This window comes from Nostoc sp. (assembly GCF_036916575.1).
GTDB lineage: Bacteria > Cyanobacteriota > Cyanobacteriia > Cyanobacteriales > Nostocaceae > Nostoc.
Window position 1 is genome coordinate 1 of the sequence record NZ_JBALGC010000125.1, and the last position, 17,535, is coordinate 17,535.

The following is a 17,535-nucleotide window of genomic DNA, read 5'->3' on the forward strand; positions in this document are numbered from 1 at the left end:
CTTTAAGCTTTTTACTTGTTCGTAAGTCATCAATGCTACCCAACTCTAACTTACTTGTCCCACGCATTTGGGACTTTTGCAAGAGGTCTATTGTATATTCAGTTATTTCCCGTTGAAGATTGGCAGCACCAATAGTTCCCAAAGCAGGTATCAATCGGATTTTTGTCTTAGCTGCTTCTGGATCGCGAGTGAAAATAATCAGGTGTTGTTTTGGGTTTGCTGGTAAGTTCAGCACGCAATACCTTGTTCAAATAAACTAAAAATATCTTAATAGCAATACTTGTCGTTATTGGTTGTAGTATGCTCCTTTGCGGTTCGCATTTCCCCTAAAATTGTAGAAACTATTACACAACGTTTAGCTTTACCACCATGCTTATTAAATAGCGCGATCCGTCCTAAATCTTTAGCGTTACCTCTGTAGTCAAATCTAACTTCTTGTACAGTACTGAGTGACGGTTGGAAGTTGGTCTCAGAATCAAGGCGCACATTCGTATCTAAGTTGTTCCAATTAGCATTAGATGGGTTTACTGTAGCAGGATGAACCGCCCATTGAACAATACCGTTTTGTTCACGAAAGCTGGCTTGCCAAGTCAATTTTTCCTTAGTGGCTTGCCTTTTGGCTTGGCGCATAGCAAGGTAAACTTCGTTTTGGGCAGTGTTGAGGCGGTGAATCTCTACAAAAGTCAGCCAGTTAGGTATTCCCACCGTAGCTAATATACCAATTAATAGAACAACTACTAACAACTCTAGTAAGGTAAAACCACTATTGGAGTGCTTATTCAAAGGATTTTTTGCATTAACTGGAGACGGTAGATGCATATGGGTATCCATTTTTGTTTTCTGATGTTTTTCAGCTATCCAGATATTGAGGAATGTTTCAGTTTTTTGGCTTCTTACTTCGCTCCAATTAGTAATACTGTAGAGCAAAATGGGTAAGGGAAAAATTATGATAATTTTCAATAACAATTTTAAAGTGAAATTTATATTCTGAAGTCTTGAAGGGTCGTTAATAAAATACTTCCACAGAAATCTAGCAGATGCTAGACATTTTTGTCCATTAAACGGTTTTTGTAGAGCTTTGCAGGTCAAGTATTTGTATAAATTTGCTAGGCTTATATTCCAACTCTGCTTAAGTGTCGATGGTCTTTCCTTATACGCTCGTTCAAGTACTTGTAAGCAGGCTTTTTCTTGTCTTACAAGATTAGAAGAAACTGAATTAGCACTTATTCTGTATAGGATTTGCACAGATGGTATGCATACAAAATCGAACTTGCAGGCTAATCGCAGCCACATATCCCAATCTTGAGCAGCACTTAAGGATTTATCAAATCCACCTAATTCAATTAAAGCTTTTTTACAAATCAAAGGATTGGAACCATTCTCCAAAAAATTAGTTAACAACAGATTTTCATAAACATCACCATTGACATTAATGCGCTTACCTGAAAGTAGAAATTGACCATTTGTGTCAATATAATCAGTCCAACTGTAAGCAACTTTTGCAGTAACGTTTTCTTGCAGAGCCATTAACTGAGACTGAAGTTTATCAGGTGTCCAAAGATCATCTGCATCTAAGAAACTAACAAATTTTCCTACTGCATGGTGTAGCCCTCGGTTACGACTTATATTTCCGCCAGCATTGGGATAGGAAAATATTTTTATTCGTGAGTCTTGGATTTGTGTAATAACTTCTAAAGTTGAATCTTGTGAACCATCATTAATTACAATTAATTCTAGGTCAGTAAAAGTTTGATTTAGAACAGATTTAATGGTATAATTAATGGTATTTTCACTATTGTAAGCAGGAATGATTACAGAAATTTTTGGCACTTTTTTACTAGATATAATCATTTTATATAGGACTCCGATTTGATTTCTGAAAACATACTGAGATTGAAAATCCCGTTTTATCAGGGCTTTATCTAAAATCTTGTTCAAAAATCAGATATGAGTCCTATAGAGCTAGTTTATTTTTAACAAAATTTTTGGCTTTAATTTCTCTTCCTTTATTGGTAGCATGTTTAATGTCGGCGTGAAATCCGAGTTATAAAACATAATTACGAATTGGTTTAATACTCTACATATATGACATTTTAAGTAGTAAAGAGGACTTATCATACTAGCAAAATAAAACTCCATCTCAAAAAGAGCAATTAGATTAGTTTTAAATTGTCCTCTATAGTGAATTAATTGCTGTAAGACTCGGCATAAATTCCCTAAAATAGTTTTTACAAACACTATTGGTTTTTGCCAATTTTTAGTATTTATCAAGCGTAACTGGAAGATACATAAGCCACAGCCGCGTGCCAGAGTTAGAAGGTAATCTCTCTCAAGTCGCCAATTTGGTATTTGATGATAAGTATGCATAGTAGGGTTATACCAAATTTGCCAGCCTCCATAATGTATATAAAGCAATGCTTCATAGTCATCACCCTGCACAAAAATACCAGGTAACTTGCCGCTTAAACTAGGTCGTTGTGGTACATTTTCACACCATACTTGTTTCCGAACAACAAGCGCAGCACCAGGAGGAAGTCTTAAATTGGCTGCATCAAATAAATATGGATTTGAACCATGTTCTCTTATAGCTAAAAAAGCTTGAATTTTTTCAAAATTTTCTGGTGGCTTTCCTTCAAAATTTCCATGAATCTGTCCACTCCAAGCACCTGCTTGAGGATGCTCTTTGCCAAAAGTATAAGATTGTAAAATCCAATCAGGTGCTAATAGATTATCATCATCTACGAATGCAACAAACTCACCTCTCGCTTCACTTATGGCCCGCATTCTTGCAAAGGATATTCCTTGTTTCTTTTCAAAGAAGTACCTCAAACAAATATTCTGGCTATAAGTTTTTTGATAATGCTTAATTACCTCATTTGTATTATCGTGACTATTATTGTCAATAATAATTATTTCCCAATTTAGCTTTTCTATTCCTGTCTGCTTGAGTAAAAAATCTAAAACTTGAGGTAAATGTTTTGCACCATTGTATGTAGGAATAGCTACGGTAAAATCTAGTTTTTCAATCATTTTATTCATATAATATATAAATAATTTCTAATTGTATTTCTTACTTAAATAGCTATTTTTCAAAAAATAAAAAGGACTAACTAAACTACTTATAAAAAGTTGCATTTCACAACCTACAACTAAATCATTTCTCCAAATATTCCAGTATTTTAGTAAGTGTAAAATAATTTTACGCAAGTCATTTATCATATAAAATAAAAGAGCAAATGGTCTATATATATGTTTGACATTTACCATTCTAGTTACATGGCGGCTAAGTCCAATACCGCGAAAAAATGGAATTAAATACTCTTTTTGTAACCTAAAACTTGGTATTTTGTGATAAATTTCCATTTCTGGGTTATACCAAATTTGCCAACCTGATTTTTGGATATAAGACAACATTTCTAAGTCTTCACTGGTAAGCATATTGCCTTGAACTCTTCCAGTTAAAATAAATTTATCTGGTACACTTTCTAACCAGGCTTTTCTACGCACAACAAGTCCAGCGGAGGGGGGTAATAATTTTTTGGCTGCTTTATATAATAGTGGTAAATTCCCTCGCTCTGTAATTGCCAAGAATGGAGCAATTCGCTGAAAGTTTTCTGGTGGTTCTACTTCCCAGTCAGGGTGAATTTGGCTACCATAAGCTCCCGCTAAGGGATATTTTTCACCAAAAGCGACAGCTTGGAATACCCAATTTGATACTGGGTAATTGTCATCATCTAGAAAACCTATAAATCTACCTTTAGCTTGTTGCACTGCCATTTTTCGGGCATAAGCTGCTCCCTGTTGCGCTTCAAAGCAATACTTTAAAGGGTAAGCACACCGCCAATTTTGTTGATAGGTTTGAACAACTTTAGCTGTGTTATCAGTGCTGTTATTGTCTACAACTATAATTTCCCAAGATAAATTTTCTGTGTGAAGTTGGTTTTGTAGTCGTTCTAGTAGTTCAGGTAAACGACTTTCACCATTGTAAGTTGGGATAGCTACAGTAATATCAAGGTTCTCAGTCATTTGACAAAAGTTACATTTTGATATTTTAATTAGGACGCTTTTTAGATGTTCAGCTAATGGTTAATTTATCAGTGGCTCTTAAATAAATATATCAAATATTAAAACTGCACATGATATTTTAATTTTGCTATCAATATGCAGTTTTCTGTACAGTGATATTGCGTGTTTTTGAATAAATATTGCTACTTTAAGTACTTAACTGCATTTATCGTCTTTTGCTGTGAGTATTGAGCCTAAGAGAGTTTTCACAATGACGCATCGCTTAACGCTACTAGCTGATGTAGAATTTGCAGAGCTTGGTACAGCTACCACTATTTTTAACCCAGGTGGCTCTGTACCTGCTGCCACTGTTCCAAAGTTGGGAGTTGGTAAAGTTGGTAAAGCCCCCATATAGTCAAAGGTAATTTTTGTTGGCGTACTTGGGGGAGGGTAGGATACAGGAGAATTAGTAGTAGAATTGGCTGCGTTTTCACTACTGAGATTTGCACCTAGCAGTAATTTATCAGAGCTAACGCCTACATCTGCTCCTAAAGGTTTCCATGGCAATGTAGCGCTTGGAGGATCGGTACGATAAATAGCAACGTCTACATTTTGGGTTGTGGTATTTTTCCGGAAACTAACACTGTAGCTAAGTTTTTCGTTTTTAGCTTCGCGCTGTGCTGCTTGTAGTGCAGCTAAAACAGCGTCATTAGCCTTATTTACCCGCTGTCGATTTACAAAGGCAGCCCAACCAGGAGCTGCGATCGCTGCTAAAATTCCAATCATTAGCACTACTACAAGCATTTCTATTAAAGTAAAGCCAGCATCCTGTTGAGGATGAAATCGCTCCTTGGTATCTTTATTACACATCCTAGTGTGGAATAACTTTAAAGTTAGGTTGTTCATAATGCCCCATCATTAGTTGTGCTGTGTATTATCAAGTTTATTTAGTAAATAAATATCCACGTCCCTGCACGCGGACACTTGCTGTTGGAAAGTAAGTTTGGTTATTTGAAGAGTAATCAAAATTGCTACTTTGCAACCGAGCTAATGCATTACCTCGTAAAAACACCTGTGCTGTGGTGTTAGCAACATCAACGCAAGTATAAAAGCCCATATAACTACCATAGCTAAGTGTTCCAGTGGGACAAGTAGGAAGTGTTGAACCAATAGAGGTTTGATCGATATAATCAATTAGTACTAAAGGTTGTTGAGTGTAAGCTGTTGAGGCTGCTTTCCATGAATTCATTTTCTGAGTTAGACCTGCGGCACTAGGTAGATTCAGGTTAAAACGCTGAAAACCTACATCGGGGCAGTGACTGGTGTCAATATATGTATCATTGGGATAGTCAGTACCACAATTTCCAGTAGTACCAGTAGTAGTACCACTAGCAGCCAGAACTCCATCAGTAATTTCAAATCTGGCAATACGAGCTGCATTTGACCAAGTAGTACTACTATCTTTGATTAAATAGTAGGCAACTAGTGAGTAAACAAAAGTGTCATCTATTTTATTTGCTGTAGTGCTGCCTGTAGTGCTGCTGGAAAGTGTAATCGCACCTGCGAGAAACTTGCGTTTCCAAAACACGAGAATTGGTTTACAAGTAACAGTAGTATTAGAAGAATCACAAATACTAGCTTTTTTAACAGGGGGTATTTGGTCTTTAATTCCTGAGCTTGCTGGGACAGTGTTTGAATTGGTAGTCAGTGCAGTTTGATCATATATGTAGACAGCTTGTTGTAAATCATTGGCAATGTAATCAATTGCTGTCTGGATTTCCTGTTCAGAATTTGCCTTTGCTTGTTCCTTCTGATCTGTACTGAGAATATTAACCATGAATCCTAGCAGTGGTGTAAGCACGAGGAATGCCAGTAATAAGGCTACCAAAAGTTCTATCAGGGTAAAACCATTAACTTGCTGAACAAATTTAGAGTGTTTCAGCTGAATGCTGAGAAGAAATTTGAGTACATTCTTCATAACTAGCGTTTGCTTCTTAGAGGTTCTTTTAAAAGTATTGGGCAGAATAGAATTCGCTATTACACAAGCAAAGTCCACCTTCGTGGACTAATATTAATTCAAGGGTTTGTTAACCTGCCTCAGCAGGTTTGGTCTGTGTAGCCGTGACTTTTAGTCGCTCAGGCGACTAATAAATTAGACTTTACAAACATCCTCTTAGTAATAGAAATACATTTAGGGAATGGTGGTGTACAGTTGCTCACCATCTTGAAAGTTATATCTTTCAACCCTAACTTTTCACGGTGTCGGGAAAACCTTACTTCCATTCCTCTCTCCTAAGAGGAGAGAGGCTTTGAATTTTCCTCCTTCCCTTATAGGGAAGGGCGTTAGGGGGTTAGGTTTCGCGTTGATTTTTGTACATAACCTGAAAAGTCAGCTTTCAACCTGACTGTACAGGATTAATTACAAGTGTTGTTAGTTGTAGTGCTACTAGTAACAGCAAGACGCTGACACAGAGCATTGAAGGAAGTATTTTTAGAACCAATTACAGTGGCCATTTCCACTAGTGGGGATTGGGTATTGCCCAAAGTCCCAGTGAAAGTGTTTTGTCTTTTATTATTACTACTGTCGCTAGCGTTGACAGTTTTAGTAAAGTTAATATCTGACCGAAAAACTCGAATTCCCAAACCGTAACCATCGATTGGTTGACCTGTTGTGGTATTAGTTGGGGTACTTCCTGTTACTATAATTTTTGCCGCCTGAATGTAAAATAGATTGCTCATACAGCTTGGAGCACTAATAGTTAGGTTATTGTTTGCGTCTTTTGTCACGCAATACAACGATGTTGATGCTGTAGGAGCTGCCATATTTGTGGTAGTAAGTAAATTGTCACCTAAACTCCTGGGTGTTGCAGTAGCTGATAGAGTCAATGTAATAGTGGTAGCAGGAGTTGTGACTGCGCCGATTTTCACACCATCAATGAAAGTTCTGACAGCTTGTGTGGCTAGTTCTACGCGTTTTGATTGGACGCGAGTTGCTGTTGCAATCACGATTGTAGGCGCGATCGCTGCCAGTAAAATAGTAACTACTAGCATTGCTACCAACGACTCAATGATCGTGAAACCAGACTCACCAGATGGTTGACTTACTTGCTGTTGTTTACGCTTAATCATAGTTACTCACAAGTTTCTAAGAATTAAAGATTAACTACAGCTAGGACGTTGATCGGCATCGACGACATAACTACTGTCTGAGGCTTTTTTGGCACACAACAACGTTTGCACCCATGTATCATCTCGACCAACTTCCCGGAAGTATTCATTGGGTTTGTTATTTGGCGTTATCGCTAACTTTTGCGAAAATGCGTCTGGTGATTGTGAGAGCAAGGCGACATCATAACCCCACTGCCGATTGGGAGGCTGGTAATAAGGTAGTTTACCATTAGAATTATTTGTCGGATATGGTGTAGAAGACAAAGATGAGCCATTTAAGTATGCTAAAAATGGTGCAGTAGCGTAGGCACTACGAGTTCTTTGAATAAAAGAGCCGTTAATTGTAGCTATACTAGCTGGGCTTGAGTTACTTGGGTTCCAATTTTCCAAGAGGCGGACAAAGTTGTGTAAACCACCATTGTCTTCTGTAGGACGAGCTGGGGTGTCTGCCCCTGCTGCGGCTAAGTTAAATGTGGTAGATGTTGCCCATTGAAGCCAATAAGAATTCTGTACAGCGCCAGAACCCAGTACGTCAGATGCAGTTTCATCACTAGTGCTGAAAGCAACTCTAATTTGTAACACTGGCGATAAAGCTGGTTGGGTTTTTGTACCAGCAGTAAATGTATCTGTATCACTATTAAATGTTGGTGCTGAAAGTAGTATTGGGCGAGAGTCATCACTCTGTGATTTTGTCATAAACCATAGAGCATCAGGTTGAGAAGTAGGTCTATTGTTACCACTAAAATTAGTCGCATTCAATGGGAATGAGTTTATGGTTTTAATGCCTGCGGAAGATGTTAGTCCTATGATCGTGGGTAAATTGCCTGCAAGCTTAAGTTCTCCACTTGTATAATATTGTGGCGGCGTTGCTGCGGGTAAAATAGGTATAGTATTGGAAGGTGTAGCACGTTGAAAGGCAACACGGCGAGGATACCTCAGATAACTGGCATTGGGTAAGACTGCTGTTGTACCAGCCTTGTGCTTAGTAATGTCAAATGTCGAACCGATAATATCCGAGGCTTTTAGACCTAGTGGATATGTCAGATCACCAGGTACTGTTACGTACCAATCAGTAACCGGATCGCAAGCTGAAACAGGTAGTTTCGGACATACTTCCATTAAATACTCTGGGGCAGTTTTCCTTCGCTGGATGGGTGTAACAAAGTTGTTGAGGTAAGAACTGCTTTTACTGCTAAGGGGCAAGCCGTCACTACCATACCAAGCAGCATTGATGACATTGGCGTTGTTGTTAGCAAACCCATTGTTCTGAAATGCGGTAATAGAAGCGTTATCCCCTAAGTTATTATTCAGGTCATAGTCTCCATCGCTGCGGTAGCCAAACTGAAAGTTACTAGAAACAAGTGTGATCGCATCTGACAATACGCTGGCAGGTCGCCATTCGTCCCCAATGGTACAATTTGGTAGTCTAGGATCACCAGTACGACAAGCAAAGTTTGGATTAAGGTCTGATGCAGCGCGAGAGTAAAAATTGCTCAAATCAGTAGCTAGAGCTGTATTAAACTCTTCTTTAGTATGTTTATTAAAGTCGCCTTTAATATATACAGGCAAGTTAGAAGCTAGAACCAAGCCTTTTTCTGCATCTCTGTAAGCCTGAACACGCCAGATTGGGTTGCCATTGATTAACATAATGGCGTTGGGACGGCGAGTTGGGTCAAGTTTATAATCTACAGGGCTTTGTGATTTTTGAGTATCTTGTTTTGTTTGTCTTTGTGCCGCTGTATCTGTTGCTGTAATGCCAGCAGGATAACTCAAATCCGGCAGTGCATCATCACGAGTAGCGTAAATAATACCGCTGTTGGGAATTAAATATTCTTGTGGTGTTGCTGTGCCATAAGTAGTTGTCCGCAACTTATTAATGTCTAATACAGTGGCGCGAATTTCTAGAGGTTGGCGGGTTTCTTTGGCGAGTTCATAGTCTGTAGACGGGCTTGCTACTGTCCCAGTTGCATTAATAGTACAGGTATATTGAAAGTAACAAAGCGTTGATGTCCCGGTTCCATTTCCATTTACACCATCAGCGTTGGTGAATGTTTCTACACCAGCTGTTGATACATCTTTATGAATTGCCTTAATCTGTCTGGCATCTAAAAAAGCAGTTTCGTAAATTGCGCCGTGAGGGATGACGCTAGTACTTGGAGCGCCGATACTACCATCTAATATTTGGATGGCACAAATAGAAGCATCAATAGCAGACTGCTCTGAGATTGTGAGTGTCCCAGAGGCAGCGACTAGCCCCATAGCGGTGTTCAGTGTTGGATTTACCAACCGCCCATTGGGATACATTAAATTAGCTTGGTATTTTAGTAAAGCTAAATAGTCAGAAACACCTTTTGTTGGAGCTGCGTAGACAATACCATTATGGGAGTTACCACCCGTATTGCCATTATATGGAAGAGCTGCAAGGTTCTTAGCTGTAGTGCTATTTGTCGGGTCGTAGAAGCTACTTATACAAGCAATAGGTTTAGGGCTCGTCGCACTGTAGCCACTCGCTTGGTAGTGATAAACTGCTGTAGCCCGCATCCGTAAATACGGTGTATTAGTAGTATCGGGTAATACTATATTAGTCTTGTAAGTATCTAGATTAATGCCAATAGTATTAGGCACGGGCATCATATCTGACCAAATTCTATTTGTAGCTGCCGCCGCGGTGTTCAAAACAGTTTGGGTACTACTAACAGTTAAAAGTGGAGGTAAATAAATCCCTGCACCAGTGACTACCCGTAAGCCACCCACAGGAGCGGCGACAGTAGTTGGTACTGTAGCAGCTGCTGATTCCCAATCTCCATCTCGGTCAACAGTTCCTAAATCAGCTAGTTGCTGTACACGACTGCTGCGAGTCCGAGTTCCACTGCCGCTATCCCAGTTAACATTTTTAATATCTTGAGTATCTTTGGTAACATCTTGACCAACAAATGCTGTTCCGTTCCACCACAATGCAGGTAGATTATTGCCAAGCAAAATGCGATCGCCAACGTATTGTTCTTTACCTAGTGTTTGTTGCGTAGTTGGTAGTGTAGCTTTAGGTAGCAGCTTAGAACTACTAATATTAAGTGCTAAATTGGAATAATTAGTTTTAGTTTGACCATCACTAGCAAGAAACGGATAAACCCAAGTGTCTGGTGGACGCAGTGACTTACCACTTCCTTGTAAGACTGTAGTAGTCGTATAATCTGTACCAGTCGCAGGATTTCTTATTGCATTTCCACCAAAACCAACTTCACCATAAGGTACACGGCGGGTACGTTGTTGAAAGTAAAGTACTAACTGGTTATTACGGACAGTGGATAGTTGCGCTGCACTGGCAGTAGCTGTAGTTAGATTTAATAGTTGTAGTTGCTGTGTAATGGCATCTTGAACTTCCGGTGGGTCAGTAGATGCAGCGTTACCCATCTGTGCTAGCACCAAAAGATTGATACGCTGTGCATAAGCTAGGCTATTGTAGGCAATATTATTCGTTCCGTCAGTGACTGATATGTTAGCGCTAGTATCACCATTTTGACTAGGATTAACTCCTTGTCCTTGGAATAAATCCACTAAAGTACCGTTACTTGCATTACCTATGAAATCACCAGCTCCTAAATTGCCACCTACAAAAATTTTGGCATTGTCCTCACTATAGAAACAGGAATTTACACTACTAACCTGATAAAGTCTCACATTATTGCTACCAGTCAGGAAGTTACTATTAGTCAAGATCCGTCCATTTAGGTTAAATGTGGGACCAGGGGTAAGTTCTATATCATCGTTATAAACCACCGCGTTGTTAACTAGCGGTAGTTGTACACGGTCTTGTTGATACTCTAAACCTGAAAAACCTTTATTCCCTTTAAAAGCTTCGTAATTACCTGCATCACTACCAGTCGTTGGTGGGTTAGTGATGGGAACATTAGCAGTGTAGACAAAAAAGCTTTTTTGGAGCTGACTAGCAATACTAACCCAGCCCGTACTCCCCACCAAAGCAGCACTTGTTGCTACACTATTTTTACAACTGTTGCTTAGACTACCAGAAGTCATGGGCGGAGTTCTTGCCTCTAGAGGATTTCTAGGGCGGCTGTATGTGCCATTAGTTATAGGCGGAGTTCGGAAGTAAATTCCATAAAGAGTATAGCTGTCAAATTTCCCATTGTTATTTGTATCAGTAGGGAACATCCATGCAGTTGTTAGATCTTGTGGCTGATTTTCTCCTGTTGGTGCAGTTGTATAAGCATAATGTAGCTTTAGTGGAGTTTCATCTCCAAAAGTAAATTCAGGCAAATTAGCAGTACTACTTAAGGTATCCTCTAAAACTTTATCTGAAGGTACGGCTCGTGGTAGTCGGCTGTCACTAAATAGCTTGTCTAATTTGGCTCTAGCTCTGTCAAGGGCTGGTGTTGCGGCGTTAAGTACAGCCTGATTCACCCGGACATTACTGGCATTTTTGGAGCGTTCAAAAGACCGAAATAAAATGGCAGTGGTCAATAAGACAACTACTATTAATACCATTGATACTGTCGGCAACAAAAACCCAGCATTCTCTGAGCCACCTCTTTTTTTAGTGCCAGAAATATTCCGCAGTAGCCAAATGATTTGCTTGTTAATTGCAGATAAAAATTGCTTGCTAATTTGTCTAAAATTTTTTTGAATTGCCTTGAATAGGTGACGTTTTCGAGACATAGCTGCTTCCCTGTCAATTGATTTATAGCGGATTTGCTATTTTTTAGACATCTTAATTTGTACCTGTAAAGTATTTTTACAGGCAAAAGGTGAGATTATATTTAATGTAACTACTGGATCTGGTTTTGCTAACTTCCAAAGGAAGTGGCTACAAGAAAAGATAATTTACTTCAAGTTATATCATTGATGAATGGTTTATTTTATCCGTGAAACACTGATTTTTTCAGATTTATTTAATTAAAGTCTGATAAAGAATAAGAGCATAACTTTACAGTAAAATTGCGGAAATGTATTTTATCTAAAGGTAAATTTATTAAGATGTTGTTAACAGAATAAGCTTATAATACCCACCTGTTAAAGGAAAGATATCAGTTGGGTGCAAAATAATCAGATATAGCGGTTTTCACTTTGGTGCAATACTGTTGTAACCTCACCCTGTCCTGACTTTAATCCCTCTCCTTATTAAGGAGAGGGGATATAGATTAAGCGCTAAAGTATTTTGCTACTGGGTGGTAAGCAATAATCGCAGTGGTAGACTGTTCTGGATAAAGTTGTTCACTTTCATCCATATATAAGTTAATCCTGTCAGTTTGCAATAACTCCAGCTGCTTGTACTGGTCTTGGATATTTGGGCAAGCGGGATACCCAAAGCTATACCGTGAACCACGATAGCGTTGTGCTAATATATCACGAATATTATCGGGTTCTTCGGCAGTAAAGCCTAACTCTCGGCGAATTCTGGCGTGTGTCCACTCAGCTACAGCTTCCGCCATCTGTACTGCCATACCGTGGAAATACAGATAATCGGTGTATTGATTGGCAGCAAACAGCTTTTGGGCGAACTCTGTGGCAATTTCCCCTACAGTCACCGCCTGCATTGGGAAGACATCAATAATTCCTGACTCCTTCGGTGCAAAGAAATCTGCTATGCACAGCCGCCTTAAAGACTTCTGCCTGGGAAACTCGAAAGTTGCAACCTGTTGTGATTGGTTCTCTGAATTATATATATGTAGAGAATTCCCCTCGGCTTGACAAGGGAAATACCCGTAAATCACCTGGGGATGCAACAATTTCTCCTCAATAATTCGCTGTTTCCAAGTTTCTAAAACTGGGTAAACTTTTTCAGCTAAGAAAGCCTGATATTCTTCCTTAGATTGTTCCTTTGGTTTGCGGAATTGCCACTGTCCAGCAATTAAAGCTTGTAAATCCAAATGCCAGAATATTTCCTCAATGGGAATATCACTAGGCTGCAATAACTTCGTTCCCCAAAAAGGCGGCGTTGGACGTTCAATATCTACAGCTACAGCTTCAGAACGTCTTGTATCTACTTCTTTTGGTTCAGCAGATGTTTCTTCAGCTGTTATAGCTTTTGGTTCTTTGTGACCATTCGTTGAAACTTCAACAGTTTCGGCAGATTCATTCAAAAATCCCTGCAAATCATCCCAGTTACCAGCAGTCTTCGCTGGCATTAATTTATCCATGAAGTGCAAGTCAGAAAAGGCATCTTTGCCATAAACAACCTTACCTTTGTAGGTTTTTTGGCAATCTTCATGTACAAATTTGGGAGTCAGCGCCGCACCACCTAAAATCACAGGGACACTAATTCCCTTTTCGTTGAATATCTCCAAGTTTTCTTTCATGAAAGCCGTGGATTTCACCAGCAAACCACTCATGGCAATACAATCAGCTTTGTGCTGTTCGTAAGCGTTGATGATGTTTTCCACTGGCTGTTTAATTCCCAGGTTAATCACCTTGTAGCCATTGTTGGATAAAATGATATCTACTAAGTTTTTACCAATGTCGTGGACATCACCTTTAACTGTGGCAATAATAAAGCTTCCCTTCGCATTGTTGCCAGATTCTGACTTTTCCATGAACGGTTCGAGATAGGCTACCGCCGCCTTCATGGTTTCCGCAGATTGCAAGACGAAGGGTAACTGCATTTGTCCTGAACCGAACAATTCCCCGACAACTTTCATGCCATCTAGCAGGAAGGTGTTGATAATTTCTAAGGGGGGATATTCTTCTAAGGCTTTTGTCAGATGTTCTTCTAAACCAATGCGTTCGCCGTCGATGATATGGCGCTTAAGTCGTTCGGGGATGGGGAGACTTTCATCTAAAGAGCGATCGCGTTTTGTTGTCACCCCAGCAAACACTGTGGTAAGCTCTCCCAAGGGATCGTAAACGCAGACGTTACCCTCAAATTTCCGTTCGTCATAAATCAACTGGCGGCAGATTTCTTGATGGCGTTCTTCAATCTTCGAGAGCGGTAAAATCTTGTTAGCACTGACAATAGCTGCATCCATTCCCGCCGTTGTCGCTTCGTGCAAAAACACTGAGTTCAGCACCATCCGCGCTGCTGGATTCAAACCAAAGGAAATATTAGAAACACCCAAAATCACGTGACATCCAGGCAATTCTTGACGAATGCGCCGGATAGATTCAATTGTGGCTTTACCATTTTCTCGGTCTTCTTCAATCCCGGTGGAAATAGGTAACGCAAGAGTATCAAAGAATATTTCTGTAGGTGGTATGCCATATTCTACAGCTTGATGGTAAGCACGCTCTGCGATCGCAAACTTTTTATCTGCTGTCCGCGCCATCCCATCTTCGTCGATAGTACCAATGACTACACCAGCACCGTACTTTTTCGCTAACTCCAGCACCTTCAAAAAGCGTGGTTCCCCGTCTTCGTAGTTGGTGGAATTCAGCAAACACTTACCACCGGCAATCTTTAAACCCGCCTCCATCTTTTCCCATTCCGTGGAGTCAAGCATTAAAGGCAGTGTCACATTATTAACAATGCGCGAAACTAATTCGTGCATATCTCGCACACCATCACGTCCCACATAATCGACGTTGACATCAAGGATATGTGCACCTTCTTTTACCTGGGCCCTCGCCATTGAGACGAGTCCATCCCAATCTTCCGCATTCAGTAAATCGCGGCACTTTTTGGAACCACTGGCGTTGAGACGTTCGCCAACAATCAAGAAGGAATTATCTTGGTCGTAGGGCTGAGTAGTGTAAATTGATGCTGCTGCTGGTTCTAAACTTGGCTGTCTAACTTTTGGCTTCAGGTCTTTAGCGACTTCTGCCAATTGTTGAATGTGTTCTGGACGCGTCCCACAGCAACCCCCAATCACTTGGACACCCAAATCTTCAACAAAGTGCATCAGAGCCATCCGTAATTCCAACGGTGTCAAGCGGTAGTGTGCTTGACCGCCGACGTTCTCAGGTAAACCCGCGTTGGGAATACAGGAAACAATGAAAGGTGAATGTTCTGCCAGGTACTTGATATGTGGTTTCATCAAGTCTGGGCCTGTGGCACAGTTCAAACCGAGAATATCAATTGGATAAGGTTGCAAAATTGTCAGCACAGCGCTGATTTCGGAACCAACCAACATTGTGCCCATGCTTTCCATTGTCACAGACACCATCAACGGACGGCGATCGCCTTTTTTGGCAAACACTTCTTCAATAGCATTCAGCGCCGCTTTAATTTGCAGCACATCTTGGCAAGTTTCCACAATGAATAAATCGACACCACCATCCCACAGCGCTTCTGCTTGTTCAGCAAAACTAGCTTTCATGGTGTCAAAGTCAATATGTCCCAAAGTAGGGAGTTTAGTTGTCGGGCCGATAGAACCTGCCACAAACCGGGGTTTTTCTGGCGTGGAAAATTCCGCAGCGACACGCTTCGCCAGTTCTGCGGCTGTCTTGCTGAGGTAATAAGCTTGGTCTGCCAAGTCATATTCTGCCAGCACAAGCGACGTACTGCCAAAGGTATCGGTTTCAATGACATCAGCACCAGCGGCGAGAAAGTCTCGGTGAACCTTAGCGACTGCTTCGGGTTTCGTGTGGACTAAGTATTCGTTACAACCTTCATACTGTGGGCCGCCGAAGTCTTCAGCAGTGAGGTTTTGGGTTTGGAGGTTGGTTCCCATCGCCCCGTCGAAGACGAGGACTGGGCTATCTGGACTACGCAGGCGTTCAAGGAAAGGATGAGTCATATTTTCCTAGAATAATTTGGGTCAGTCGTATAATATTCGACTTACTTTATTATTTTCCAAAATTTTGAGAGTTTCGGCAGTATGTAATGGAAAAATTTCGATACCATACTGAAAGTACTAATGTGTCTATAATATCACTTAATTAGCTAGTTCATATAGAGGTTGTTCTATGGAAAGAAGGAAAATTTTAATAGTTAGATAAAATTCCTTACAATTTTGGTTACGAGTTTATTTCTCAAGATGGAGATAAACATCGTTGTACAATAAGCGATTGGGAAATTCAATAACTTTATAGAAATTGTAGAGATAGATCAAATGAAACAAGTATGGACAATAAAGAAAAGGAGGCTTTAGAAAAAGTACGCCAGAAACTAGAAGACGAGTTTTTAAACAAAAAAGATTTATACTTTATCATGGGAAACCTAAAAAGTCACAAAAATAGCTTTATGATTATTGGGATATTTTACCCACCATTAATAAAAATGTAATATTTAAACTTACTTGTTCCAGGAATGAAAAATGAAGATTAAAGATATTGCTAAAACAAGATGCATACTTACCTTCGGATATGGCAATCGCAAAGACTACGATGCCTTCTTGGAATACCTGCAAAAGTTTGATGTGGGATATGTTGTTGATGTGAGGATAGTTCCTCGTGCTTGGAGCCGGAAATGGTACGGCGACAAAATTAAAATATTCTGTGAATTAAATAATATTGAGTATATTTCTAAAACCGCTCTAGGTAATACATCTGGTAAAGAAAATTGGATTCCAGTAAATCAAGAAGAAGCAGATAAAGCTTTACATGAAATTGCACAAGTTGCTCAAACGAGTAATGTTTTACTGTTGTGTGCTGAAATGAATCCAAATCGCTGTCATCGGAAAGAAGTTGCTGATTGCTTGGGAAACTTGGTATCAATGCCTGTTAAGCATTTAGAGTAGTAAACTAAAATTTTATCGATACTTAGGGAAGAGTGTTTAGTAATCTCATTTCACAAGAGACGATCGCCTGTAGCGTTGGTGGTGCCGCAGCTACGCCCGTTGTAGATATCGCTATTATCAGGTGGGCAATATTATAGATTTATCGTAGGGGTATGGCATTGCCCATTGACAGAGGTGAGGTTTCACTGATTCTACACATAGTCAGATGAAATATTTTCATCAAGTTTATTATCTTAGGATCACAACTGAGAGTTGTCACTTTGTTCAGCTCAAAGATGGAAAAAACACCAGGAGTATAACTTGAGTCCTACTATGGATTTAATTTCTTTGTTCAACCTAAATACATTTATTGAATTATTACTAGGGATTAGTTTGAGCGCGGCGGCTGGCTTTCGAGTATTTGTACCACTGCTAGCATTGAGTGTGGCTTCAGTTTTTGGACATTTTGATTTGCCGACTGACTTTGATTGGCTGGAAACACCTCAAGCCGTAATTGTATTTGCAGTCGCTTGTTCGCTGGAAATTATCGGTTATTACATTCCTTGGTTGGATCATCTGCTGGATATTGTTGCCACACCTGCGGCATTTATCGCCGGGACAATCGTAACAGCTTCTGTTGCTCCAGAGATGAATCCACTGGTCTGGAGTTTAGACTAAAGCAAGCAAAAATAGCTCGACAGTGGATTCCATTGAGTGGATGTCGAAAAATCAGAGAACTAAGTCAGAAAAAAAG

The 17,535-nt window shown here is 39.9% G+C and carries 11 protein-coding genes and 2 pseudogenes; 3 read left to right on the forward strand and 10 right to left on the reverse strand.

Annotated features, from left to right (window positions below):
• The 10 genes and pseudogenes from V7L29_RS28120 to metH form a co-directional block, all read right to left on the reverse strand.
• Positions 1 to 235, reverse strand: a pseudogene (locus V7L29_RS28120) (hypothetical protein); the annotation flags it as partial.
• A gap of 32 nt (positions 236 to 267) precedes the next feature.
• The gene (locus tag V7L29_RS28125) at positions 268 to 831 is read right to left on the reverse strand and encodes a pilus assembly FimT family protein (protein WP_334737526.1); all 564 of its coding nucleotides are present in this window, start codon (positions 829 to 831) and stop codon (positions 268 to 270) included.
• 306 nt (positions 832 to 1,137) lie between these two features.
• Positions 1,138 to 1,851: pseudogene (locus V7L29_RS28130) on the reverse strand (glycosyltransferase); the annotation flags it as partial.
• Positions 1,852 to 1,962: 111 nt separating this feature from the next.
• Entirely contained in the window at positions 1,963 to 3,039 is a 1,077-nt protein-coding gene (hpsE, locus tag V7L29_RS28135; protein ID WP_334737518.1) for a hormogonium polysaccharide biosynthesis glycosyltransferase HpsE, read from the reverse strand.
• Between the two features lie 18 nt (positions 3,040 to 3,057).
• Positions 3,058 to 4,026: a hormogonium polysaccharide biosynthesis glycosyltransferase HpsE gene (hpsE, locus tag V7L29_RS28140; protein ID WP_334737519.1), complete on the reverse strand. Its 969-nt coding sequence runs from the start codon at positions 4,024 to 4,026 to the stop codon at positions 3,058 to 3,060.
• A gap of 195 nt (positions 4,027 to 4,221) precedes the next feature.
• Positions 4,222 to 4,911 (reverse strand): type II secretion system protein, encoded by a 690-nt coding sequence (locus V7L29_RS28145; RefSeq protein WP_334737520.1) that lies wholly within the window; start codon positions 4,909 to 4,911, stop codon positions 4,222 to 4,224.
• A 37-nt stretch (positions 4,912 to 4,948) separates the two neighbouring features.
• Entirely contained in the window at positions 4,949 to 5,983 is a 1,035-nt protein-coding gene (hpsC, locus tag V7L29_RS28150) for a hormogonium polysaccharide secretion pseudopilin HpsC (RefSeq protein WP_334737521.1), read from the reverse strand.
• A 437-nt stretch (positions 5,984 to 6,420) separates the two neighbouring features.
• A complete protein-coding gene (gene hpsB / locus V7L29_RS28155) occupies positions 6,421 to 7,134 on the reverse strand; it encodes a hormogonium polysaccharide secretion pseudopilin HpsB (protein ID WP_334737522.1) in 714 nt (237 codons plus the stop codon).
• Positions 7,135 to 7,164: 30 nt separating this feature from the next.
• Entirely contained in the window at positions 7,165 to 11,847 is a 4,683-nt protein-coding gene (gene hpsA, locus V7L29_RS28160) for a hormogonium polysaccharide biosynthesis protein HpsA (protein WP_334737523.1), read from the reverse strand.
• Between the two features lie 482 nt (positions 11,848 to 12,329).
• Positions 12,330 to 15,860 carry a methionine synthase gene (gene metH, locus V7L29_RS28165; RefSeq protein ID WP_334737524.1) on the reverse strand — a complete coding sequence of 1,177 codons (3,531 nt, stop codon included), beginning with the start codon at positions 15,858 to 15,860 and terminating at the stop codon, positions 12,330 to 12,332.
• A 326-nt stretch (positions 15,861 to 16,186) separates the two neighbouring features.
• On the opposite strand from metH, the gene V7L29_RS28170 reads away from it, so the two are divergent.
• The 3 genes from V7L29_RS28170 (at position 16,187) to V7L29_RS28180 (ending at position 17,459) form a co-directional block, all read left to right on the forward strand.
• Entirely contained in the window at positions 16,187 to 16,348 is a 162-nt protein-coding gene (locus V7L29_RS28170) for a hypothetical protein (protein ID WP_334694337.1), read from the forward strand.
• A gap of 31 nt (positions 16,349 to 16,379) precedes the next feature.
• A complete protein-coding gene (locus V7L29_RS28175) occupies positions 16,380 to 16,802 on the forward strand; it encodes a DUF488 domain-containing protein (protein WP_334694338.1) in 423 nt (140 codons plus the stop codon).
• 312 nt (positions 16,803 to 17,114) lie between these two features.
• The gene (locus tag V7L29_RS28180) at positions 17,115 to 17,459 is read left to right on the forward strand and encodes a DUF4126 domain-containing protein (RefSeq protein WP_334737525.1); all 345 of its coding nucleotides are present in this window, start codon (positions 17,115 to 17,117) and stop codon (positions 17,457 to 17,459) included.
• Positions 17,460 to 17,535 lie beyond the last annotated feature (76 nt).